Annotated in this window: 18 protein-coding genes; 12 read left to right on the top strand and 6 right to left on the bottom strand. The window is 73.1% G+C overall.

Features of this window, described 5'->3' with window-relative positions:
* Window positions 1-12: 12 nt before the first annotated feature.
* The 6 genes from RM779_RS18110 (at window position 13) to RM779_RS18085 (ending at window position 6,145) form a co-directional block, all read left to right on the top strand.
* Window positions 13-942: an ABC transporter permease gene (locus RM779_RS18110; RefSeq protein ID WP_311618754.1), complete on the top strand. Its 930-nt coding sequence runs from the start codon at window positions 13-15 to the stop codon at window positions 940-942.
* Complete coding sequence (locus RM779_RS18105; protein ID WP_077057833.1) at window positions 935-1,729, top strand: ABC transporter ATP-binding protein; 795 nt, start codon at window positions 935-937, stop codon at window positions 1,727-1,729. Before RM779_RS18110 ends, RM779_RS18105 begins: the two co-directional genes overlap by 8 nt.
* Before the next feature lie 101 nt (window positions 1,730-1,830).
* A complete protein-coding gene (hpnC, locus tag RM779_RS18100; RefSeq protein ID WP_311618823.1) occupies window positions 1,831-2,730 on the top strand; it encodes a squalene synthase HpnC in 900 nt (299 codons plus the stop codon).
* Window positions 2,731-2,741: 11 nt separating this feature from the next.
* Complete coding sequence (gene hpnD, locus RM779_RS18095) at window positions 2,742-3,671, top strand: presqualene diphosphate synthase HpnD (RefSeq protein ID WP_311618753.1); 930 nt, start codon at window positions 2,742-2,744, stop codon at window positions 3,669-3,671.
* Window positions 3,668-5,077: a hydroxysqualene dehydroxylase HpnE gene (gene hpnE, locus RM779_RS18090; RefSeq protein WP_311618752.1), complete on the top strand. Its 1,410-nt coding sequence runs from the start codon at window positions 3,668-3,670 to the stop codon at window positions 5,075-5,077. The genes hpnD and hpnE overlap by 4 nt, the downstream gene beginning before the upstream one ends.
* Before the next feature lie 9 nt (window positions 5,078-5,086).
* Window positions 5,087-6,145 carry a polyprenyl synthetase family protein gene (locus tag RM779_RS18085; RefSeq protein WP_311618751.1) on the top strand — a complete coding sequence of 353 codons (1,059 nt, stop codon included), beginning with the start codon at window positions 5,087-5,089 and terminating at the stop codon, window positions 6,143-6,145.
* 43 nt (window positions 6,146-6,188) lie between these two features.
* Here the strand turns inward: RM779_RS18085 and RM779_RS18080 are convergent, their stop codons facing one another.
* Window positions 6,189-6,995, bottom strand: coding sequence for a tyrosine-protein phosphatase (locus RM779_RS18080; RefSeq protein WP_311618750.1), 807 nt, complete (start codon window positions 6,993-6,995; stop codon window positions 6,189-6,191).
* A 127-nt stretch (window positions 6,996-7,122) separates the two neighbouring features.
* On the opposite strand from RM779_RS18080, the gene RM779_RS18075 reads away from it, so the two are divergent.
* A complete protein-coding gene (locus RM779_RS18075; RefSeq protein WP_311618749.1) occupies window positions 7,123-7,788 on the top strand; it encodes an alpha-ketoglutarate-dependent dioxygenase AlkB family protein in 666 nt (221 codons plus the stop codon).
* 157 nt (window positions 7,789-7,945) lie between these two features.
* A complete protein-coding gene (locus RM779_RS18070) occupies window positions 7,946-9,304 on the top strand; it encodes a sensor histidine kinase (RefSeq protein ID WP_311618748.1) in 1,359 nt (452 codons plus the stop codon).
* Window positions 9,305-9,441: 137 nt separating this feature from the next.
* On the opposite strand, the gene metG is transcribed toward RM779_RS18070, so the two are convergent.
* Window positions 9,442-11,178: a methionine--tRNA ligase gene (gene metG, locus RM779_RS18065; RefSeq protein WP_311618747.1), complete on the bottom strand. Its 1,737-nt coding sequence runs from the start codon at window positions 11,176-11,178 to the stop codon at window positions 9,442-9,444.
* A gap of 164 nt (window positions 11,179-11,342) precedes the next feature.
* Between metG and RM779_RS18060 the strand changes: the two genes are divergently transcribed.
* Window positions 11,343-12,509, top strand: a complete 1,167-nt coding sequence (locus RM779_RS18060) for an anhydro-N-acetylmuramic acid kinase (RefSeq protein WP_311618822.1) — start codon at window positions 11,343-11,345, stop codon at window positions 12,507-12,509.
* A 17-nt stretch (window positions 12,510-12,526) separates the two neighbouring features.
* Here the strand turns inward: RM779_RS18060 and RM779_RS18055 are convergent, their stop codons facing one another.
* The 4 genes from RM779_RS18055 to RM779_RS18040 all read right to left on the bottom strand — a co-directional run bounded on the left by RM779_RS18055 (window position 12,527) and on the right by RM779_RS18040 (window position 18,055).
* Window positions 12,527-14,713: a putative bifunctional diguanylate cyclase/phosphodiesterase gene (locus RM779_RS18055; RefSeq protein ID WP_311618746.1), complete on the bottom strand. Its 2,187-nt coding sequence runs from the start codon at window positions 14,711-14,713 to the stop codon at window positions 12,527-12,529.
* Window positions 14,710-15,522: an SAM-dependent methyltransferase gene (locus tag RM779_RS18050; protein ID WP_311618745.1), complete on the bottom strand. Its 813-nt coding sequence runs from the start codon at window positions 15,520-15,522 to the stop codon at window positions 14,710-14,712. The genes RM779_RS18055 and RM779_RS18050 overlap by 4 nt, the downstream gene beginning before the upstream one ends.
* A 193-nt stretch (window positions 15,523-15,715) precedes the next feature.
* Window positions 15,716-16,924 carry a transglycosylase family protein gene (locus RM779_RS18045; RefSeq protein ID WP_311618744.1) on the bottom strand — a complete coding sequence of 403 codons (1,209 nt, stop codon included), beginning with the start codon at window positions 16,922-16,924 and terminating at the stop codon, window positions 15,716-15,718.
* Between the two features lie 255 nt (window positions 16,925-17,179).
* Window positions 17,180-18,055 (bottom strand): phosphatase PAP2 family protein, encoded by an 876-nt coding sequence (locus RM779_RS18040; protein ID WP_311618743.1) that lies wholly within the window; start codon window positions 18,053-18,055, stop codon window positions 17,180-17,182.
* Between the two features lie 427 nt (window positions 18,056-18,482).
* Here RM779_RS18040 and RM779_RS18035 point away from each other — a divergent pair, with 427 nt between their 5' ends.
* From RM779_RS18035 to RM779_RS18025, 3 genes are all read left to right on the top strand, one after another.
* Window positions 18,483-19,670 (top strand): ROK family transcriptional regulator, encoded by a 1,188-nt coding sequence (locus RM779_RS18035; RefSeq protein WP_077057822.1) that lies wholly within the window; start codon window positions 18,483-18,485, stop codon window positions 19,668-19,670.
* Window positions 19,671-19,823: 153 nt separating this feature from the next.
* The gene (locus tag RM779_RS18030; protein WP_311618742.1) at window positions 19,824-21,347 is read left to right on the top strand and encodes a sugar ABC transporter ATP-binding protein; all 1,524 of its coding nucleotides are present in this window, start codon (window positions 19,824-19,826) and stop codon (window positions 21,345-21,347) included.
* Window positions 21,344-22,396 carry an ABC transporter permease gene (locus RM779_RS18025; RefSeq protein WP_311618741.1) on the top strand — a complete coding sequence of 351 codons (1,053 nt, stop codon included), beginning with the start codon at window positions 21,344-21,346 and terminating at the stop codon, window positions 22,394-22,396. The genes RM779_RS18030 and RM779_RS18025 overlap by 4 nt, the downstream gene beginning before the upstream one ends.
* Window positions 22,397-22,420 lie beyond the last annotated feature (24 nt).

The following is a 22,420-nucleotide window of genomic DNA, read 5'->3' as shown; positions in this document are numbered from 1 at the left end:
ACGAGAGTTCGAGTGAGTGAGACCACGCACGACAGTGCGCCCCCCCGCGACGTGCCCCTGGCCGAGCTTGCGGCCCGTCACGGCCTGTCCGTCAGTGGTGCCCGGCCCTCCCTGCCGGGCTACGTCCGGCAGCTGTGGGGGCGCCGGCAATTCATAGTCGCCTTCTCCCAGGCGAAATTGGCCGCCCAGTACAGCCAGGCGAAGCTCGGCCAGATCTGGCAGGTGCTCACCCCGCTGCTGAACGCGTTCGTGTACTTCCTGATCTTCGGCCTGCTGCTCGGCGGACGCGGCGGTATGGAGAACGACGAGTACATCCCGTTCCTGGTGATCGGGGTGTTCGTCTTCACCTTCACGCAGAACTCCGTGATGTCCGGCGTGAAGTCGATCTCGGGCAATCTCGGCCTGGTCCGGGCCCTGCACTTCCCGCGCGCCTCGCTGCCCATCTCGCTTTCCCTCCAGCAGCTTCAGCAACTGCTGTTCTCGATGGTGATCGTGCTCGTCATCGCGCTCGGGTTCGGGCACTACCCGTCCTGGCTGTGGTTCCTGGTACTCCCGGCGCTCGCTCTGCAACTCGTGTTCAACACCGGGCTCGCGCTGTTCTTCGCCCGGCTCGGCAGCGCGACACCCGACCTGGCCCAGCTGATGCCGTTCGTCCTGCGGACGTGGATGTACGCATCCGGCGTCATCTTCCCGCTGCGCCACATGGTGGAGGAGAAGGACGACTGGCCGAGCTGGGTGGACGCGAGCCTGCTGGCGGATATCCTGGCGGCCAATCCGGCCGCCGTGTACATGGACCTGGTGCGTTACGCACTCATGGACGGGACGTTCGCCGAGAGCGTCCCGATGATCACCTGGCTGTACGCGCTCGGCTGGGCGCTTGTCGTGGGGGTCGGCGGGTTCGTGTACTTCTGGAAGGCGGAGGAGCGGTACGGCCGTGGCTGAACAGGACATCCCCGCCGGCGGGGCGGACGAGGCACGTATCCCCACCGTCATCGCAGATGATCTCCACATCGTCTACCGCGTGCACGGCGGCGGCGGCCGGGGCACCGCCACGGCCGCGCTGCGCCGCATGGTCCGCCGCGAGCGCGGCTACAAGATGCGCGAGGTGCACGCCGTGCGCGGCGTCAGCTTCGTCGCCTACCGCGGCGAGGCCATCGGCCTCATCGGCAGCAACGGCTCGGGCAAGTCGACGCTGCTGCGGGCCATCGCCGGTCTGCTGCCGCCCGAGCGCGGCCGGGTCTACACCGACGGCCAGCCCTCGCTGCTCGGTGTCAACGCGGCCCTGATGAACGATCTCACCGGCGAGCGCAACGTCATCCTCGGCGGCCTCGCCATGGGCATGACGCGGGACGAGATAAAGCACCGCTACCAGGACATCGTCGACTTCTCCGGGATCAACGACAAGGGCGACTTCATCAGCCTGCCGATGCGGACCTATTCCTCCGGCATGCAGGCCCGGCTGCGGTTCTCCATCGCCGTCGCCAAGGAGCACGACGTGCTCATGATCGACGAGGCCCTGGCCACCGGCGACAAGAAGTTCCAGCGCCGCTCGGAGGCCAAGGTGCGCGAGCTGCGCGCCGAGGCCGGCACGGTGTTCCTGGTCAGCCACAACAACAAGTCGATCAGGGACACCTGTGACCGCGTCCTGTGGCTGGAGAAGGGCGAGCTGATCATGGACGGTCCCACCGACCAGGTGCTGAAGGCGTACGAGGAGGAGACCGGCAAGTAAGGGCGCTGCCCGTCCCGCCACGCGTGTCCGGGGCGGGCCATTGTCCGACCATAAGGTAGAAGAGTAAGTATGACGGCAATGGTGATGACGGGCCGCCCGTGCTGACCGCCACCGCGGAGGAGGACGCGACCCTCGCGAAGGCTGCCCACGAGAACTTTCCCGTGGCCCCCCGCTTCCTGCCGCGCGCGTGGCGCGGCGACCTCATGGCCGTCTACGGTTTCGCCCGTCTCGTCGACGACATCGGCGACGGCGACCTCCCGCCGGGCGGCGCCGACGCGGCCCGCCTCGGACTCGCCCCCGGCCGGGCCGACGACCGGCTCCTGATGCTGGACGCCCTCGAAGCCGACCTGCGCCGCGTCTTCGCGAGCGCCCACGGCGGCGCACCGCCCCGCCACCCGCTGCTGCGCGAGCTCATCCCCACCGTCCGGCGCGCCGGCCTCACCCCGGGCCCGTTCCTCGCCCTGATCGAGGCCAACCGCGTGGACCAGCGGGTCCGCCGCTACGCCACCCACGCCGACCTCCTCGGCTACTGCGAGCTGTCGGCCAACCCCGTCGGCCGCCTCGTCCTGGGGATCACCGGTACGTCCACCCCCGAGCGCGTCCGCCGTTCCGACGCCGTGTGCACCGCGCTCCAGCTGATCGAGCACCTCCAGGACGTCGCGGAGGACCTCGCCAGGGACCGGATCTACCTGCCTGCGGAGGCCATGCGCCGCTTCCACGTCACCGAGGCAGACCTCGCCGCCCCCACCGCGAACGCCTCCGTCCGGACCCTGGTGGCCCATATGACCGACCGGGCACGTAGGCTGCTCGACGAGGGCGCGCCCATGATGACCGGCGTGTCCGGGCGGCTGCGGCTGCTGCTCGCCGGATTCGTCGGCGGCGGCAGGGCGGCGGCCCAGGCCATCGCCGACGCCGGGTACGACGTCCTGGCGGGGCCACCGCGGGCATCCAAGGGCGGACTGCTGTACGCGGCGGCCACGACACTGCGAAGAGGAACGTGAGCTTCGAGCCCGTGACCACAAGTTCACCCCTGCCTCCCCCCGTCGTTGCCGCCTACCACTACTGCCACAGCATCGCCGAGCAGCACGCGAGAAACTTCAGCTACGGTGCCCGGCTCGTGCCCGCGCCGAAGCGCCGGGCCCTCACCGCCGTGTACGCCTTCGCCCGGCGCGTCGACGACATCGGGGACGGTCGGCTCGACCCCGCCGCCAAGGAGGAACGACTCTCCGCGACCCGCGCCCTGCTGAAGCGGGTCCGTGACGGCGCCGTCCAGCAGGACGACACCGACCCGGTCGCCGTCGCCCTCGGCGACGCGGCCCGCCGCTACCCCATCCCGCTCGGCGCCCTCGACGAGCTGATCGACGGCGTGCTGATGGACGTCCGCGGGCACACCTACGAGACCTGGGACGACCTGCGCGCCTACTGCACCCGCGTGGCAGGGACCATCGGCCGTCTCTCCCTGGGCGTCTTCGGGGTGCTGCCCGGCGCACGCGAGGCGGAGCGCGCCCCCGAGTACGCCGACACCCTCGGTCTTGCCCTCCAGGTCACCAACATCCTCCGCGACATCCGCGAGGACGCCGCGAACGGCCGCGTCTACCTCCCCGCAGAGGACCTGCGCAAGTTCGGCTGCCCCGAGGGGCCCGGGCTGGCCGCCCCCGGCCGCGAATCCGACTTCACCGGCCTGATCCGCTTCCAGGTCCGCCGGGCCCGCGAGCTGTTCGCCGAGGGCTCCCGGCTGCTGCCCATGCTCGACCGCCGCTCCGGCGCCTGCGTCACCACCATGGCCGGTATCTACCACCGCCTCCTCGACCGCATCGAGGCCGACCCGCGCGCCGTGCTGCGCCACCGCGTCACCCTGCCCGCCGGCCACAAGGTCCTCGTCGCCGCGCGGGGCCTCACCGGCCTCGACGCGCGCCGCGCCGCCCGGCGGGAGCGGCTGTGACCACCCCCCGCCGCCGGGGGCACACGGTGGTCGTCGGCGGCGGTCTCGCGGGGGTCACCACCGCGCTTGCCCTGGCCGACCGTGGGCAGTCCGTCACCCTCGTCGAGTCCAGGCCGCGGCTCGGCGGCCTCGCGTTCTCCTTCCGCCGCGACTCGGCCGTCGGCACGCTCACCGTCGACAACGGCCAGCACGTGTACCTGCGCTGCTGCACGGCCTACCGCGGCTTCCTCCAGCGCATCGACGCCGCCGCGCTCGCCCCCCTGCAACGCCGCCTCGACGTCCCCGTCCTCGACGGCGCCACCGGCCGCATGGGCCGCATCCGGCGCACCGGTCTGCCCGTGCCGCTGCACCTGGCCGCCAGCCTCGCCCGTTACCCGCACCTGACGCCGGTCGAGCGGGCCGCCGCCGCGCGGGCCACGCTGGCGCTGCGCGCGCTCGACCCCGCCGACCCCGCCCTCGACGGGCAGGACTTCGCGAGCTGGCTGCGGGCCAGGGGGCAGACCGACCGTGCCATCGCGGCCCTGTGGGACCTGATCGGCGTCGCCACGCTGAACGCCCGCGCGGCCGACGTGTCCCTCTCCCTGGCCGCGATGGTCTTCCGTACCGGCCTGCTGACCGAGCCGGGCGCCGCCGACATCGGCATCCCGCGGGTGCCGCTCGGCGAGTTGCACGACACCCGCGCCCGTGCCGCGCTGGACCGTTCGGGCGTCACCACCCTGCTCGCCACCCGCGCCCGCCGCCTGCGCCCCGCGCCCGGCGGCGGCTGGCACGTGACCGTGACCGCACCGCGCGAGGAGCCGCGCACCGGCCGCGAGCTGGCCGCGGACGCCGTCGTGCTGGCCGTTCCGCACGATGCCGCCCACCGGCTGCTGCCCGCCGGTGCCCTCGCCGATCCCGGCCGGCTGCGGCGCATCGGCACCGCACCGATCCTCAACGTCCACGTGATCTACGACCGCCCCGTGCTGCGCCGCCCGTTCCTCGCCGCGCTGCACAGCCCCGTGCAGTGGATCTTCGACCGCGGCGGCCCCGCCGGGCTCGGCGTGCCGGACGGCCGTCGCGGCCAGTACCTGGCACTGTCGCAATCGGCGGCGGGCGAGGAGATCCAGCTGCCGACGGACGTGCTGCGCAAGCGCTACCTGCCGGAGCTGGCCCGGCTCCTGCCGCGGGCCGCGGGCGCCGGGGTCCGCGACTTCTTCGTGACCCGCGAACGAGAGGCCACCTTCGCGCCCGCCCCCGGCGTCGGGCAACTGCGCCCCGGCCCGCGGACCCGCGCCGACGGCCTGTACCTGGCCGGCGCGTGGACCGCCACCGGGTGGCCGGCCACGATGGAGGGCGCCGTGCGCAGCGGCCACGCCGCGGCCCGGGCGGTCCTCGGCCGGGCGCGGACATCGCACGGACATGACTGAGGAGAGCACGTGAACCAGCCAGCCCACCCGGACGGTGGCGTCCCGGCACTGCTGGAACGCGGCCGGGCGCTGGCCGCGCCCGCCCTGCGTGCCACCGTCGGCCGCCTCGCCCCGCCGATGAACACCGTCGCCGCCTACCACTTCGGGTGGATCGACGCCGACGGCCGCCCGGCCGCGAGCGACAGCGGCAAGGCCATCAGGCCCGCCCTGGCCCTGCTGTCGGCGGAGGCGGCGGGTGCGGCGCCGGAAACGGGCGTGCCCGGCGCCGTCGCCGTCGAACTGGTGCACAACTTCTCCCTGCTCCACGACGACCTGATGGACGGCGACGAGCAGCGCCGACACCGCGACACCGTGTGGAAGGTCCACGGCCCGGCCCAGGCGATCCTCGTAGGCGACGCGCTCTTCGCACTGGCCAACGAGGTGATCCTCGCCGCGGACACCGCCCACGCCGCGCGCGCCGCGCGGCGGCTGGCCGCCGCCAGCCGCCGGCTCGTCGACGGCCAGGCCCAGGACATCGCCTTCGAGCACCGCGAGCGCGTCACCGTCGCCGAGTGCCTGGAGATGGAGGGCAACAAGACCGGCGCGCTGCTCGCGTGCGCGGCCTCCATCGGCGCCGTACTCGGCGGCGCGGACGACGCCCTCGCCGACAGCCTGGAGCTGTACGGCCAGCACCTCGGGCTCGCCTTCCAGGCCGTCGACGACCTGCTCGGCGTCTGGGGGGACCCGCGCTCCACGGGCAAGCTGACGTGGAGTGACCTCAGACAGCGCAAGAAATCGCTGCCCGTGGTCGCCGCACTCGCGGCCCGCGGGCCCGCCGCTGAGCGGCTGACCGCGCTGCTGACGGCCGACGCCAAGAAGACGCAGGAGGAGTTCGACGACTTCGACGAGGCCGAGTTCGCCGTCAGGGCCGATCTGATCGAGGAGGCCGGCGGCCGGGCGTGGACCGAGGCGGAGGCCCGCCGCCAGTACGACACGGCCGTGGCCGCCCTGCACCGCGTGGACATGCCGGAGCAGGTCAGGAACCGGCTGACCGCGCTCGCCGACTTCGTCGTGGTCCGCCAGAAGTGAGCCGGCCGGGGCCGGCCGTTCCCGGCCCGGCCGGGGCCGGCGGTCAGCCGGTCAGCAGCGCGGCGCGCAGCCCTTCGCGCTCCGCCGCGGTCACGCCGAGCCCCTCGCTCAGGTACCGCTCGGTGCCGCCCCACGTCGCGTCGATCTGGTCGAACGCGGCCAGGATGTACTCCGCCCTGGCGTCGAAGAGTGGGGCCAGCAGACGGGCCACCTCCGGGTGCAGCTCCGCGCCGCCGCCCTCCGTCTCCCGGCCGCGCCGCACGCGGTACCGCCGGTGCGGCGCGTTCGACTCCAGATAGTCCGCCAGGATCGTCTCCCGCTCCACGCCGACCGCGAGGAGCGTCACGGCCACGGTCAGCCCCGCCCGGTCCTTCCCCGCCGAACAGTGCACCAGCGCGGGCAGGCCGCCGCCGGACAGGGCCCGAAGCACCTCGCCGTGCTCGGCATTGCGGTGCAGCACCATCTCGCGGTAGGTCTCGATCATCCGCCGCACCGTCCGCTCCTCGGTCAGCTCGGCCCGCAGCCGCTCCAGGCTCCCGTCGCGCACCAGCGCCCAGAACTCGGCGCCGTCGGCCGGGTCGTTCAGCGGCAGGTTCACATTGCGCACCCCGGGCAGCTCGACGTCCAGGCCCTCGAGCGCCTGGTCGGTCGCGTTCCTGAAGTCGAAGACGGTGCGCAGCCCCAGACCGGAGAGGAACGCCCGGTCGGCCTCGGTCGCGTGGGCCAGATGCCCGCTGCGGTAGAGCACCCCGTGCCGCACCCGCGCCCCGCCCGCCGCCGGCAGGCCGCCCACATCGCGGAAGTTCCGTATCCCCACGAGCGCCGAATCACCCGTCTGCTGCCCCGCCACGTCCGTCTCCCTCCGTCGGCTGCCGCCGGCGCCCGCCGCTGCCACCGCAGGGCCGGTTCCCGGGCCGACCCTACGGCATGCCCCGGTCGGCGGCCCGGCCCTTCTTCCCCCGGGTGAGGATGGGGAGATGAACGACGAGCTGTTCCCGCGTGAGCGGGTCGAGGTGATGCCGGGCGCCGTGCACCTGCCGGGCTGGCTGCGGGACGGGCGGCCGGCCGAGCTGCTGGCCGCCTGCCGCGCGTGGGCGCTGCCCCCGGCCGGGCTGCGCACGGTGCGGACGCCGGGCGGCGGCCAGATGTCCGTCCGGCAGCTCAGCCTGGGGTGGCACTGGTACCCCTACGGTTACGCCCGCACCGTCGTCGACGGCGACGGTACGCCGGTCAAGCCGTTCCCCGCCTGGCTCGGTGACTGGGCGCGGCAGGCCGTCGCCGACGCCGGTCCCTCGGTCACCGACGCGGGTGGGCCGTCCGCCATCCCGTTCGACATCGCCCTGGTCAACTTCTACGGCACCGGCGCCCGGATGGGCATGCACCGCGACAGCGACGAACGCTCGCCCGCGCCCGTGGTCTCCTTCAGCCTCGGCGACACGTGCGTCTTCCGCTTCGGCACCCCGCGGAGCCGCGGGCGCCCGTGGCAGGACGTCGAGCTGCGCAGCGGCGACGCGTTCGTCTTCGGCGGGCCCTCGCGCCTCGCCTACCACGGCGTGCCCCGCACCCGCCCCGGCAGCGGCCCGGCGGGGCTCGGACTGAGGGGCAGGCTGAACGTCACCGTCCGCGCCGCCGGGCTCGACTGAGTTCCTCCGGGAGGGTGCCGCCGTCAGGGCCGGGTCGGTCGTTTTCACTCGTTGGAAGGTGGCGAGGGGTGGCGAATGCCGGAACTGTGTCCGTTCGCCTACCTGTCGACGCATAGCGTGGCCTTACGCCCACTTGACCTGCCTGATAAGGACACCGATGCCAGAACAGCCACGCCACGGGGGAGGCGCGCCCCGACACAGCCGGCTGGCCTTCGGCGCGCCGTGCGGCGGAGAGCTCGGGACCAGGCGCCGCCTCCTGCGCCTGGCCACGTTCCCCGCCGTGCTGGTCGCCGTGATCGCCACCGCGGCCGTCGTGTTCCTGCTGCTCGGCGGCCGGCCCGGGGCCCAGCACGGCGACTGTCCCCTGTGGGCCGTGCTCGCCTCGGCCGTGCTGCTGACCGGTGCGGTGGTCGCCGGGGCCGCGGTCGTCGCCGCGGGCGAGGCCAGGTCGCACGCGGCCCGCCTCGCCGGGCTGCGCCGCCAGGCGGCCCGCGGGCGCGTGGAGCTCCAGGCGCTGCTGGTCAAGGTCGAACGGGGCGAGCGCATCAGGCCGCCCGAGGGCCCGACGCCCGCCGAGCCCGCCGAGGATCAGCTCGACCAGCTGCGGCACGAGATCGAGGCCGCCCAGCACGCCGCGGAGTCCGCGGTCTTCCAGGCGTCCTCCCTCGTCAGCGGCGGCGGGGACGAGCGGGTCGAGGTGTTCGTCAGCCTCGCCCGCCGCCTCCAGTCCTTCGTGCACCGGCAGATCGAGTACCTGGAGGAGCTGGAGGAGGACGTCGAGGACCCGGAGCTGCTGAAAGGGCTGTTCCACGTCGACCACCTGGCCACCCGCGTCAGACGGCACGCGGAGAACCTCGCGGTGCTCGGCGGGGCGGTGCCGCGCCGCCAGTGGAGCCGCCCGGTCGACATGTCCGAGGTGCTGCGGTCCTGCATCGCGGAGGTGGAGCACTACGCGCGGGTCAAGCTGGTGCCGCCCATCGAGGGCAGCGTGCGGGGGCACGCCGTCGCCGACGTCATCCACCTCCTCGCCGAGCTCGTCGAGAACGCGACCGAGTTCTCCGCCCCGCAGACGCAGGTACTGCTGCGCGTGCAGCGCGTCACGGCGGGTATCGCGATCGAGGTGGAGGACCGGGGCCTGGGCATGACCCCGGCGGAGCAGGTCCGGATGAACGCCCTGCTCGCCGGCGCGGAGCGGACGGACGTGGCCGAGCTGCTGGAGGACGGCCGGGTGGGCCTGTTCGTGGTCGCCACCCTCGCCAGGCGGCACGACATCGTCGTACAGCTCCAGAGCAACATCTACGGCGGCGTGCAGGCCGTTCTCGTGCTGCCGTCCGAGCTGCTCGGCGACGGTCCCGACGCCGGGCAGGGGGCGGCGGGGCGCGCCATCGGGGCGCTCAGGGCCGCGCCGCTCGACAGCCTGCCGCGCGCCCCGCTGCCACGCCGGCCGTCGCTGGTGCCCGGGGTGATGGCGGCGTCCCCGCAGGGCGCGGGGCGCGCCGACGAGGCCGACGACTGACGGTCACACGTCCGCTCGCGACCCGTGGGAGGGAGGCGCCGCGGCACGGACCGCGCGGACGTGCGGAGCAGTCGGGCCCGGCCGGCGGGGACGGCGTGCGGACGGCGACTCCGGCCCCCCCCGGCCGGCTTCCGTTCTCAGCCGTCCTGGCCGCCGAAGCGCTCCCGGTAGGCGTCGAGGTCATCGTCGGTGATCTTCGTGAACAGCACGGGCGGCACGGTGAAGTCCGTCCCGGCCGCCACCGTGTCCAGCGACCGCGCGGCCTCGGGCGTCACCCAGCGGGCCTCGCCGCCCGCGCCGCCGTCCGCGGCCGTCGCGAACACCGAGCGCAGCGTCCCGCAGGTGAACGGGATGACCGGCTCGGAGACCACCGTGTAGAGATGAATCAGATTCATCGCGGTGCGCAGTGTCAGCGCCGCGGCGTCCTGATCGGTCTTGATCTGCAGCCAGGGCGCCTTCTCCTCCAGATAGGCGTTCCCCGCGCTCCACAGGGCGCGCAGCTGAGCCGTCGCCTTGCGGAACTGGAGCGCCGACAGGTGCTCCTCGTACTCCGCGAGCAGCCGCGCGACCTCCTCGCCGAGGCGCCGCTCCGCCTCGCCCGCCGGATGCCCGGCCGGGACCCGGTCGCCGAAGCGCTTCCGCGAGAACGTGAGCACCCGGTTGACGAAATTGCCCAGGGTGTCGGCGAGATCCTTGTTCACCACGGAGGCGAACAGCTCCCAGGAGAAGGACGCGTCGTCCGACTCCGGTGCGCCCGCCATCAGGAAGTAGCGCCAGTAGTCCGCCGGCAGCAGCTCCAGCGCGGCGTCGGCGAAGATCCCCCGCCGCTGCGAGGTGGAGAACTTGCCGCCGTAGTACGTCAGCCAGTTGAACGCCTTGACGACGTCGACCTTCTTCCAGGGCTCGCGCGTGCCCAGTTGCGTGGCCGGGAACATCACCGTGTGGAACGGCACATTGTCCTTGGCCATGAACTCGGTGTACCGCACCGCCTCGTCCGCCTCGTACCACCACGCGCGCCAGTCGCGCTCCTCGCCCTCGCCCGCCGCGTCCGCCCACTCCTTGGTGGCGCCGATGTAGCCGATCGGGGCGTCGAACCAGACGTAGAAGACCTTGCCCTCGGCCGCCAGCTCGGGCCAGACATCGGCGGGGACCGGCACGCCCCACTCCAGGTCCCGGGTGATCGCCCGGTCGAGCAGCCCCTCGGTCAGCCACTTGCGCGCGATGGAGGAGGCCAGCGTCGGCCACTCCTTGCCCGCGGTGTCGACGAAGGACTCCACCTCCCGCTCCAGCTTCGACTGGAGCAGGAACAGGTGCTTGGTCTCCCGCACCTCCAGATCCGTGCTCCCGCTGACCGCGGAGCGCGCGTCGAGCAGATCCGTCGGGTCGAGCACCCGCGTGCAGTTTTCGCACTGGTCGCCGCGCGCCGCCTCGTACCCGCAGTAGGGGCACGTGCCCACGATGTAACGGTCGGGCAGGAAACGGCCGTCGGCGGGCGAGTACACCTGCCGCGTCGCGCGCTCCTCGATGAACCCGTTCTCCTGGAGTTTGCGGGCGAAGTGCTGGGTGATCTCGATGTTCTGCGGGGACGACGTCCTGCCGAAGTGGTCGAAGCGGAGCCCGAAGCCGTCGTACACCGCCTTCTGCGCCTCGTGCTGCCGCGCGCAGAACTCGGCGACCGGCAGTCCGGCCGCCTTGGCGGCCAGCTCGGCCGGGGTGCCGTGCTCGTCGGTCGCGCAGATGTACAGCACGTCGTGGCCGCGCTGCCGCAGATAGCGGGCGTACACGTCGGCGGGGAGCATCGAGCCCACCATGTTCCCCAGGTGCTTGATCCCGTTGATGTAGGGCAGCGCACTGGTGATGAGGTGTCGGGCCATCCTCGGATGCTCCAATGGGTGAGTAGAGTCAATGAGCCCTGTCGGGCCGTGAATTGGGCCACGGAGTGTGACGGATCACGTTTATGGGCTTCACTCATCCTACCGAGCCGGTGGCGGGCGTCCCCACCAGGTTTTCCGGCGACCGGCCGTGGCTGGTGATCGGCATGCTCAGCGGCACCTCGTACGACGCGGTGGACGCCGCCGTCGCCGAGCTGGCCTTCGAGGGCACCGATCTGCGCCTGCGCCCCCTCGGCCTGCACACCGAGCCGTACCCGGCCGCGCTGCGCGGCGAGCTGGCCGGCTGCCTGCCGCCCGCCGCCACCACCCTGGAACGGGTCTGCCGGCTCGACACCGGACTCGGGCAGTTCTTCGGCGAGGTCGCGGCCCGCGCCGACGCCGCCCTCGCCGGCGGGCGAGCGGACCTCGTGGTCTCGCACGGACAGACGGTCTACCACTGGGTGGCGGGCACCCGCGCCCGCGGCACCCTCCAGCTCGGCGCCGCCGCCTGGATCGCCGAGGCCACCGGCCTGCCCGTGGTCTCCGACCTGCGCACCCGCGACATCGCACGCGGCGGGCAGGGCGCGCCGCTGGCCGCGCTGCTCGACGCGCTGCTGATCCTCGACGAGGAGCCGGGCGCGCCCGCGCGCGGGGCGCTCAACCTCGGCGGAATCGCCAACATCACCGTCCGCGGCGCCGACGGCGGTGTCCTCGCCTATGACCTCGGCCCGGCCAACGCGCTGATCGACGCGGCCGTCACCGAGGCGAGCGGGGGAGCGGAGCGCATGGACACCGGGGGCGCCCGCGCGGCCCGCGGCACCGTGGACACCGCGCTGCTCGACGCGCTGCTGGACGAGCCGTACTACCGGCTGCCGCCGCCGAAGTCGACCGGCAAGGAGCTGTTCCACGCCGACTACCTGCGAACGCGGCTGCGCGCCGTGGGCCGGCACCCGGCCGCGGACGACCTGGTCGCCACGCTCACCGAGCTGACCGCGCGCCTGGTCGCGGCGGCCTGCCGCGAGCACGCGCTGACGGAGCTGGTCGTCTCGGGCGGCGGCGTGCGGAACCCGGTGCTGATGGACCGGCTGCGCGCGCTCGCCGCACCGGCCGCGCTCGTTCCGCCGGAGCGCTTCGGCCTGCCGGCGCAGGCGAAGGAGGCGTACCTGTTCGCCCTGCTCGGCTTCCTCACCGTGCACGGCCTCGCGGGCTCCGTGCCCTCGGCCACCGGCGCCGGCGGTCCCGCGGTCCTCGGCTCGCTGACCCCGGGCGCCGCGCCGCTGCGGCTGCCCGCGCCGCGTACGGCGCCGCCGCGGCGCCTGCGGATCGTGACCTGAGGCGGGCTGCCGCCCGCTCAGACCGCCTCGGGCAGGCGCTCCGGGGGGCCGGGGCGTGCGTAGAACCAGCCCTGGGCGGAGTCGCAGCCCAGTTCGCGCAGCTGCTCGGCCTGGGCGGACGTCTCCACGCCCTCCACGGTGACGGACAGCTGGAGGGTGTGGGCCAGCGAGACGATGCCCTCGACGATCTTCAGATCGACCGGGTCCGCCGGGTCGCGCTGGAGGCCCTGCGTGAAGGAACGGTCCAGCTTGAGCGTGTCGGCGGGCAGGCGGCGCAGGTTGGCCAGGTTGGAGTAGCCGGTGCCGAAGTCGTCCAGCGCGATGCCGACTCCGTACTCGGCCAGCTCGCGCAGGGGCCGCAGCTCGTTCTCGTCGGCCTTGATCATGGCGGTCTCGGTGACTTCGAGACACAGCGAGCTGGGTTCCAGCCCGGCCTCCTCCAGCACGGCGATGGTGTCCGTGACCAGCTCCGGGTGGTGCAGCTGGCGCGGCGAGAGGTTCACATTGATCTTCAGCGGCCTGGCCCCGCCTATCCCGCGGACCTGCCACTGGCACGCCTGCCGCACCGCCTCCTCAAGGACCCAGCGGCCGAGCGGAACGATCAGCCCGGTGTGCTCGGCGAGCGGGATGAACCGGTCGGGGCCGAGCACGCCGTGCCGGGGGTGGCTCCAGCGCACCAGCGCCTCGGCGCCCTCGATGCTGCCGTCCTCCATCTTGACCAGCGGCTGGTACTCGATGAAGAACTCGCAGCCCTTCAGCGCGGCCGGCAGGTGGTGCGTGAGGTGGTGGCGGCTGATCGCCCTGGCGTCGGAGTCGGGATCGGCCAGCGCGTAACGGTTGCCGCCCTCGGCCTTGGCCCGGTACATCGTGATGTCGGCGCTGCGCAGCACCTCGGCCGACGTCAGGTGCCGGGTGGCCCCCTCGACGACGCCGATGCTGGCCCGGACCAGCAGTTCCCTGCCGCCGACCTCCACGGGTGTGGCCAGGGCTTCGAGTGCCCGCTCGGCGAGCTCGGTGACGGCCCGCGGCTCGGGCGGGTCGGCCACCAGCGCGACGAACTCGTCGCCGCCGATCCGGGCCAGCATCTGGCCGGGTCCCGAGGCGCAGCCCTGGAGGCGCTCCGCCACGGCGATCAGCAACTGGTCGCCGACGGCGTGCCCGAGGCTGTCGTTGACGGCCTTGAACCCGTCCAGGTCGAGGTAGCACAGGCCGATGCGGGCCGGGCCCGAGCCGCTGCGGTCCAGCGCCTGTTCGAGGCGCTCGAAGAAGAGGGAACGGTTGGGCAGGTCCGTCAGTGCGTCGTGGGTCGCCTGGTAGCGCAGCCGGAGATTCAGCAGGCGGCGTTCGCTGACGTCCTCGGTCATCGCGAGCATGTAGCGCGGCTCCCCCGAGGCGTCGCGCAGCAGCGAGACCGTGAGATTGGTCCACAGCGTCGTGCCGTCGTCCCGGGGATAGGACTTCTCGACCTGGTAGTGCTCGCGTTCGCCGCGCATCAGCTCCTGGAGCATGCGCCCCGCCTCGGGGTGGTTTCCGGGGCGCGCCCAGTCCAGCACGTTCCGGTGGCGGATGTGCTGCTCCGAGCCGCCGAACATCTGGTTGAGGGCGTCGTTGACGTCGAGGATGGTGCCGTCCATGTCGGCGATGCCGATGCCGAGCGCGGCCCCCTTGAAGACCGCGCGGAAGCGCGCCTCGCTCTCGTGCAGCGCGTCCGCCATCTCCGTCTGCGCGGCGAGGGCGGCGCGCGACAGCGCCTCCTGTTCGCTCCTGGTGCGCTCCTGGAGGGCACGCGCGAAACCGGCGGACACCGCGTGCTGGAGCCGGGTGCAGCGGGCCCTGCTCTCCGAGGCGTCGGGACCGGCCTCCCCGGCCTCCCCGTCCGCCGGGCCGCAGTGCGCCACCAGGTGGGAGTCGATGACCGCCAGGATGCCGGGCAGCGCGTCGGGGGACGTGCAGTGGGCCGCGACCAGGGCGGCGCCGACGGCGTGGCCGGGCGCGGGGTCGAAACGGGGGGCGCGCAGCGCGTCGGCGAGCCGGCGCGCGAGACCGAGCAGCAGCGCCTCGAACTCGGATCTGGAGAGCGGGGTGGCGGCGCGCGGGTGGACCGCGCGGCACCAGAGGGCGGCGAAGCGGCGCAGGCCGTCGGACGGCTCCGTGCTGTCGCCGGTGCGATGGTGGCCGGTGGGCCCCGTTGGCGAGGATGTCACCCTTTGCGTCCTACTCCCGCGAAGCCGCTGTTCACCTTGGGACCCTCCTCGTCGGGCGGCCCGTCGGGCCGCCAGTCGGGCAATGGGACCACGCCTGGGGGAACGAGGTCGAAGCCCTCGAAGAAGTGCGTGATCTCCGCGCCGGAGCGCAGCGCCAGCGTTGCGCCCGCCTTGCGGTAGACCTCCGAGATCCGCGCGTCCGGCGCCGAGGCCGTCGGGCGGTGTTCGGGGGAGGCGTGGGTGAGGGCGAGCAGACTGCCCGGCGCGAGCATGTCGCGCAGCTCGGCGATCCGCTCGTGGGGCTTGTCGTCCTCGCCGAGGAAGTGCATGACGGCCACGAGTAGCAGGGCCACCGGCCGGCCGAGGTCGATCAGCCGGCCGACCTGCTCGCTGTCCAGGATCGCGGACGGGCCGCGCAGGTCGGCGGCGAGGATGTCCGTTCGGTCGTCGCCCGCGAGGACGGCACGGCTGTGGGCGACGGTGACGGGGTCGTTGTCGACGTAGACGACGCGGGTGTCGCCACCGGTCCGCCGGGCGATCTCATGCACATTGCCGAAGGTCAGGATGCCCGAGCCGATGTCGACGAACTGGGAGACGCCCTCCGCCACCGCGTAGCGCACGGCGCGCCGCAGGAAGGCCCGGTTGGCCAGGGCCAGCGCGGGCAGGCCGGGGAACGCCGCGATGGCCTCCCTGGCGGCCGCGCGGTCCGCCTCGAAGTTGTGGGAACCGCCCAGGTAGAAGTCATACATCCGGGACAGGCTGGGCACGGATGGATCGATGCCGGGCTGCGCCCAGGCGGATCGTTCCATCGGCGTCTCCAATGTCCCCTGCATATGCACGAATTGAACCCAGGCGGTCGAGACTACTGACCCTCCGGCAGATCGGGGAAGGAAACGGAGGAGCAACATCCTTCTGCGGGGCGGTTACCTATCCATCTGTCCCGTATTGAGCGCCCGCCATGCGGTGGCATCAAGCCACCGCATGGCCGGAATGCGCCCACGCTCAGAGGGAGACGCCGTTCCCCCGCAGATAGGCGAGCGGATCGATGTCCGTGCCGAAGGACTCTCCTGTCCTGATTTCGAAGTGCAGATGCGGTCCGCTGGAGTTGCCCGTCGAGCCGGAACGCCCCACCTGCTGGCCGTTGCCGACCGGCTGCCCCTCGGAGACGGAGATCGCGGACAGGTGCGCGTACTGGCTGAAGTGCCCGTCCGGGTGCCGGACGATGACCTCGTAGCCGTACGAGCCGGACCAGCCCGCCGAGACCACCTCGCCGGCCGTCACCGACTTCACGGACGTGCCCGTGGCGACCGGGAAGTCCACCCCGGTGTGGTAGCCGAGCGACCAGGAGCCGCCCGAGGCGCGGTAGGCGGTGCCGGTGCCGCCGCCGACCGGCGCGGAGTAGGCGGGGGCCGGGTCGGCGGGCTCCTCGGCCCGCTCGCCCTGGGGCTCCTCGGCCTCTTCCGGCTCGGGCTCGGGCTCTGGCTCGGGCTCGGGCTCCTGGCGGGGCTGCTCGGCCGCGGGCTCCTCCGGCTCCTCCTCCTGCTGCTCCTCGGCCTCCGCGTCGCGGGCCTGCGCGCGCAGCCGCAGCTCCTGGCCGGGCAGGATCAGGTCCGGATTGCCGCCGACCGTCTGCCGGTTCATCTCGTAGAGGGACTGCCAGCCGCCGCGGACCTCCTCGGTGCGGGCGATGCCGGACAGGGTGTCGCCGCGGACCACCTCGTACAGGTCGGCCGCGCGCTCCCCGCGCTCCGCCTGCGGGCGCGTCTGCGTCGCGGGGGCGGCGGCCTGCTCGGCCGCGGGCGCCGGGTCCGTGGCGATGTCGGGCCGCACTCCGTCGCGGGTCAGCCCGGCCTCGGCGGAGCAGGCGGGCCAGGCGTTCGGCCCCTGGCCCTCCAGCACCTTCTCGGCCACCGCTATCTGCTGGTCCCTGGTGGCCAGGTCGGCGCGCGCGGCGTACTCGGTGCCGCCGTACGCCTCCCAGGTGGTCTGGAGGAATTGAAGCCCGCCGAAGTAGCCGTTGCCGGTGTTGATGTCCCACCGGCCGCTGCTCTCGCACTCGGCGACCTCCTCCCAGGTGTCCGCGGAGGCGGCGGCCGCGCCGCTCGCGCCCATCAGCGGAATCGCCAGGCCGGCCCCGCTCGCGGTGACGGTGAGCGAGGCACGGGACACGGCATTCGGCCGGTATCGGCGGTGACGTCCACGTGTGGTCATGGGCGGGTCCCTCCCCGGGCCGAGTGCGTGAGCGCCGCGTCAGATTATGTCCTGATCAAGCGAGTTGTACGGCGGATCAACGATATGGGTGCGGAATGCACGGGGCAAGGGAGTCGCGGCGGCAGCCTGATGCCCCATCAGGCGCACGGTGGCACAGGAGCGGGCGCGGGGGGAAGACGGCCCGCCGCCCGCTCCCGCACGGCCGAGGCCCCGCGGTCCTGATGGACCGCGGGGCCTCGGGGGTGCCGGCGCCGTTCACTTCTCGGGGCGCGCCGCTTCCACCGGGGGCGGCGCGGGGGCGGCCTCCCGGACCGCGCCGAGCCGCTGCCCTTCCGTGCCGGGTGCCGCCGCACCCGCGGCCGCGGGTGCGGCCGCCGAGGCGTCCGCGTCCTGGGCCGGGGCGCCGGGGGCGCCGGCCGCGGCGGGCCGTGCCGCCGGCGCGCGTGCGGGCCGCGGCGGGCGCAGCACCATCAGCACGACCGCGAGGATCGCGCACGCCACGAGGCCGTCCATCCAGTAGTGATGGGCGGTGGCGACGACCGCGAGAATGGTGATCAGCGGGTGCAGCAGCCACAGCCAGCGCAGGCGGCTGCGGGTCGCGACGATGAGCGCCACGGCGATGAACACGGCCCAGCCGACGTGCAGCGAGGGCATCGCGGCGAACTGGTTGGCCATGGAGTCGGGCTCGGGCTTGTCGTAGACGGCGGGCCCGTACACCACGCCCGTGTCGATCATGTCCGCCTTGCCGAACAGGCGCGGCGGGGCGAGGGGCACCAGCAGGTGCAGGACGAGCGCGGCGCCGGTCAGCCAGGTCAGCACCCAGCGGACCCACAGGTAATGGCCGGGGCGGCGCCAGTACATCCAGATGAGGAAGACGACGATCGCGGGGAAGTGGACCGTCGCGTAGTACACGTTGATGCCACGGATGAGTGTCTCGCTGTTCAGCACGAGGTCCTGCACCCACGCCTCGCTCGGCAGCCGCAGGGCGCGTTGGAAATCCCACACGCGTTCGGCGTTCCGGAAGGCGTCCTCGAACTGCCCGTTGGCCGCCCGTCTGCCGAACTTGTACGCCATGTACAGGGCAATGACCAGCGGAAGCTCACGGATGAGCGGCGGGCGGGAGGTGGGCATGGACCGCTCCCGGTCCCGCGTGGTGAAAGGTCGTTTCAGCACGCGCGCGCTTGGCATAGGCACTATTCCCGATAGGCAGGGTTGGCGGACCGCGGTGATGAGACATGAACACCCCGATCGTTCAGGTCTCGATCTTCTGTTCCCCGCATTGAGTTTACGGTGCGCCTTCCCGGCGTCCCGCACTGCCACACGCGAGTGCACCGGCCCGCCGGGCCTCCGGGATCCGCGCTCGTCCGGGGGGCGGCGTCGGTGCAGGTCATGGCCCCCCGTTCTCCTGCTTTGTCCTCGTTGAGGAAAAAGTTGAAGCGATCCGTGCAGAACTTCTTCCCACTCCGCCGGGCCGCTGCTAGATTCCCCACCCAAGCCCGGCGCGGATCTCGCGTCGGCGCCCGATGCCGACGGTGGCGGGAGGGACAGCGTGAGGCGCATGACGGCTCGGCCCGGGAACGCGCACCAGGCGCGGCTGCTGAGGCTGCTGCGCGATGGCGGGCCCAGTTCGCGCGCCCAACTGGGCGACCGGATCGAGCTGTCGCGGTCCAAGCTGGCGGTCGAGATCGACCGGCTGCTGGAGACCGGCCTGGTGGTGGGTGACGGATTCGCCGCTTCCCGCGGCGGACGCCGGTCCCACAACGTGCGGCTCGCGCCGCGGCTGCGCTTCCTCGGCGTCGACATCGGCGCCACGTCCGTCGACGTGGCCGTGACCAGCCCGGAACTGGAGATCCTCGGCCACCTGACCGAGCCGATGGACGTCCGCGAAGGCCCGGTCGCGGTCTTCGAACAGGTGCTGTCCATGGCCAACAAGCTCCGCGACGCCGGTCTCGCGGAGCGCTTCGACGGCGCCGGCATCGGCGTCCCCGGCCCCGTACGCTTCCCCGACGGGGTCCCGGTGGCGCCGCCCATCATGCCCGGCTGGGACGGCTTCCCCGTGCGCGAGGCGCTCGGCCAGGAGCTGGGCTGCCCGGTCATGGTGGACAACGACGTGAACCTGATGGCGCTCGGCGAACAGCACGCCGGAGTCGCCCACTCCGTCCAGGACTTCATCTGCGTCAAGATCGGCACCGGCATCGGCTGCGGCATCGTCGCGGACGGCAAGGTGCACCGCGGCGCCACGGGCAGCGCGGGCGACATCGGCCACATCCGCGTCGAGGCCGACGGCAGGCAGTGCCCGTGCGGCAACCGTGGCTGTCTTGAGGCGTACTTCGGCGGCGCCGCGCTCGCCGCCGACGCCGAGTCGGCCGTGCGGGACGGACGTTCCCCGGAACTGGCCGCCCGGCTCTCGGCCGCGGGCGTACTCTCGGCGGCCGACGTGGCCGCGGCCGCGTCGGCCGGCGACGTGGCCTCCCTCGATCTCATAAGGCAGGGCGGCAGCCGCACCGGGCAGGTCATCGCCGGCCTCGTCAGCTTCTTCAACCCCGCGCTCGTGGTGATCGGCGGCGGCGTGACCGGCCTCGGCCACACACTGCTGGCCGCCATTCGCACCCAGGTCTACCGGCAGTCGCTCCCGCTGGCCACCGGCAACCTCCCCATCGTTCTCGGCGAACTCGGCCCCGTGGCCGGCGTGACCGGCGCGGGCCGCCTGATCAGCGACCACCTGTTCAGCTACAACCCGACCTGACCGACCGGGGGCCACGGCGCCCCTCAAGAGCACCACACGGCCCGCACCGGGCGCGTCCGCACCGGCCGCACACACGAGCCGCACACCAGCACCGCACGCCACGTCCCTACCCACGCACGCCCGTGCGCCGGCACAGTCGCCGAGGAGGCCAGCATGGAAAGCGCGCAAACGCCGCTTCTCACCCTGACCGGCATCACCAAGTCCTTCCCCGGCGTCCGCGCCCTGGACGGCGTCGACCTCGACGTGGCACCCGGCGAGGTCCACTGCCTCCTCGGGCAGAACGGCGCCGGGAAGTCCACGCTCATCAAGGTGATCTCCGGTGCCCAGCCCCCGGACACCGGGGAGCTGGCCTGGCAGGGCGAGACCGTCGCCATCGGCTCGCCGACCGCGGCCATGCGGCTCGGCATCGCCACCATCTACCAGGAACTCGACCTCGTCGAGCACCTGTCCGTCGCGGAGAACGTCCACCTCGGGCACGAGGCGTCCAGCGCCGGGTTCATCCGCCGGGGCGCGGCCCGTTCCGCCACCGCCGCGCTGCTCAGCCGCCTCGGCCACCCGGAGATATCGCCCGACCGCATCGTCAGCACGCTCTCCGCGGCCGGGCGCCAGGTCGTCAGCATGGCCAGGGCCCTGTCCCACGAGGCCCGGCTGATCGTCATGGACGAGCCGTCCGCCGTGCTCGACCCGGACGAGGTCGGCAACCTCTTCCGCATCGTCCGGGACCTCACCGCCGAGGGCGTCGCCATCGTCTACATCTCCCACCGCCTTGAGGAGATCCGCGAGATCGGCGACCGGGTCACCGTGCTCAAGGACGGGCGGGCCGTCGCGCGCGGCCTGCCCGCCGGCACCACCGAGACCCGCGAGATCGTCGCCCTGATGACCGGCCGCGATATCGAGTACGCCTTCCCCGAACGCCCCGCGCCCAAGGCACGGGAATCCGGTGCCACCCCCGTCCTCGCGGTCGAAGGGCTCAGCAGGCGCGGGGAGTTCGCCCCGCTCGACCTCCAGATCCAGGCGGGCGAGATCGTCGGTCTCGCCGGACTCGTCGGCTCGGGACGCTCCGAGGTCCTGGAGACGATCTACGGCGCCCGCCGCCCCGACACCGGCCGCGTCCTGGTCGAGGGCCGCCCGCTGCGCCCCGGGAACGTCACGGCCGCCGTCCGCGCGGGCCTCGGCCTCGCCCCCGAGGAACGCAAGGGCCAGGGCCTGTTCCTGCTGGATTCGGTGACCCGCAACGTCTCCATCTCCTCCCTCCCGCGCTTCTCCAGGGGCGGCTGGATCGACCGGGCCGGTGAACGCGGCGCCGCCGCCGGATTCACCCAGGAGCTGTCGCTGCGGCCCGCCAACCCCGACGTCCAGATCCGCACCCTCTCCGGCGGCAACCAGCAGAAGGCCGTACTGGCCCGCTGGCTGCTGCGCCACTGCAAGGTCCTGCTGCTCGACGAACCCACCAGGGGAGTGGACGTCGGCGCGCGGGCCGAGCTGTACACCCTGATCCGCCGCCTGGCCGACGACGGCGTGGCGGTCCTGCTGGTCTCCAGCGAGATCCCGGAGGTTCTCGGCCTCGCCGACCGGGTGCTGGTGCTGCGGGAGGGCCAGGTCGTGCACACCGCCCCCGCCCGGGAGCTCGACGAGCACCGGGTTCTCGATCTCGTCATGGAAGGGAGTCAGGCGTGACCCACGGCGCCACCTCCGAACCCGCATCGTCGCCCCCGCTCGGCAAGCCGCAGCCGGACGCCCCGCCGCCCCCGGCGCCCGGCAAGCCGGTCGCCCGCGTCCTGCTCGGCCGCCTCGCCGACGTGCACAGCCTCTCGCTGATCGGCGTGCTCGCCGTCCTGGCGATCATCGGGGCCATCACCAAGCCCGACGCGTTCCTGAGCACGGACAACCTTCAGCTGATCCTGACCCAGGCGTCCGTCATCGGCGTGGTCACCGTCGGCGTGACGTTCGTCATCATCGGCGGCGGCATCGACCTGTCCGTCGGCGCCATCGTCGCCCTCGCCTCCGTGTGGTGCACCACCGTGGCCACGCAGGACTACGGCATGGCGGGAATGATCTTCACCGCCCTCATCGTGGGCCTCGGCTGCGGCCTGGTCAACGGCGTGCTCATCGCCTACGGGCCGATGGTCCCGTTCGTCGCGACGCTGGCCATGCTCGCCTCCGCGCGCGGCCTGGCCCTCCAGATCACCGAGGGCCGCACCCAGGTCGTCTCCGTCGACGCCGTGCTCGACCTCGGCGGCCGTGACGCCTACATCTTCGGCATACCCCCGCTCGTGCTCATCTTCGCCGGGGTGACGGCCATCGGCTGGGTCCTGCTCAACCGCACCACCTTCGGCCGGCGCACCGTGGCGATCGGCGGCAACCCCGAGGCCGCGCGGCTGGCCGGCATCGCCGTCAAACGCCAGCGCCTGATGATCTACGCCCTGTCCGGCCTGTGCTGCGGCATCGCCGCGTTCATGCTCGTCGTGCTCAGCGGCTCAGGACAGAACACGAACGGCAACCTCTACGAGCTGAACGCCATCGCCGCCGCGATCATCGGCGGCACCCTGCTCAGCGGCGGGCGCGGCACGATCATCGGCTCCGTGCTCGGCGTCCTCGTGTTCACCACGATCACCAACTTGTTCACCCTGAACAACCTGGACAGCGCGGGCCAGCAGATCGCCCAGGGCGCGATCATCGTGGCCGCCGTCCTGCTCCAGCGCCGCTCCGCCGCACAGCAACCCTGACGATTGACGATTACGGAAGGTCCG

It is taken from the genome of Streptomyces johnsoniae (assembly GCF_031845565.1).
In the GTDB taxonomy this organism is placed as follows: domain Bacteria; phylum Actinomycetota; class Actinomycetes; order Streptomycetales; family Streptomycetaceae; genus Streptomyces; species Streptomyces johnsoniae.
Note: the sequence above shows the minus strand (reverse complement) of the source record. Positions and strands in the feature narration are given on the sequence as shown.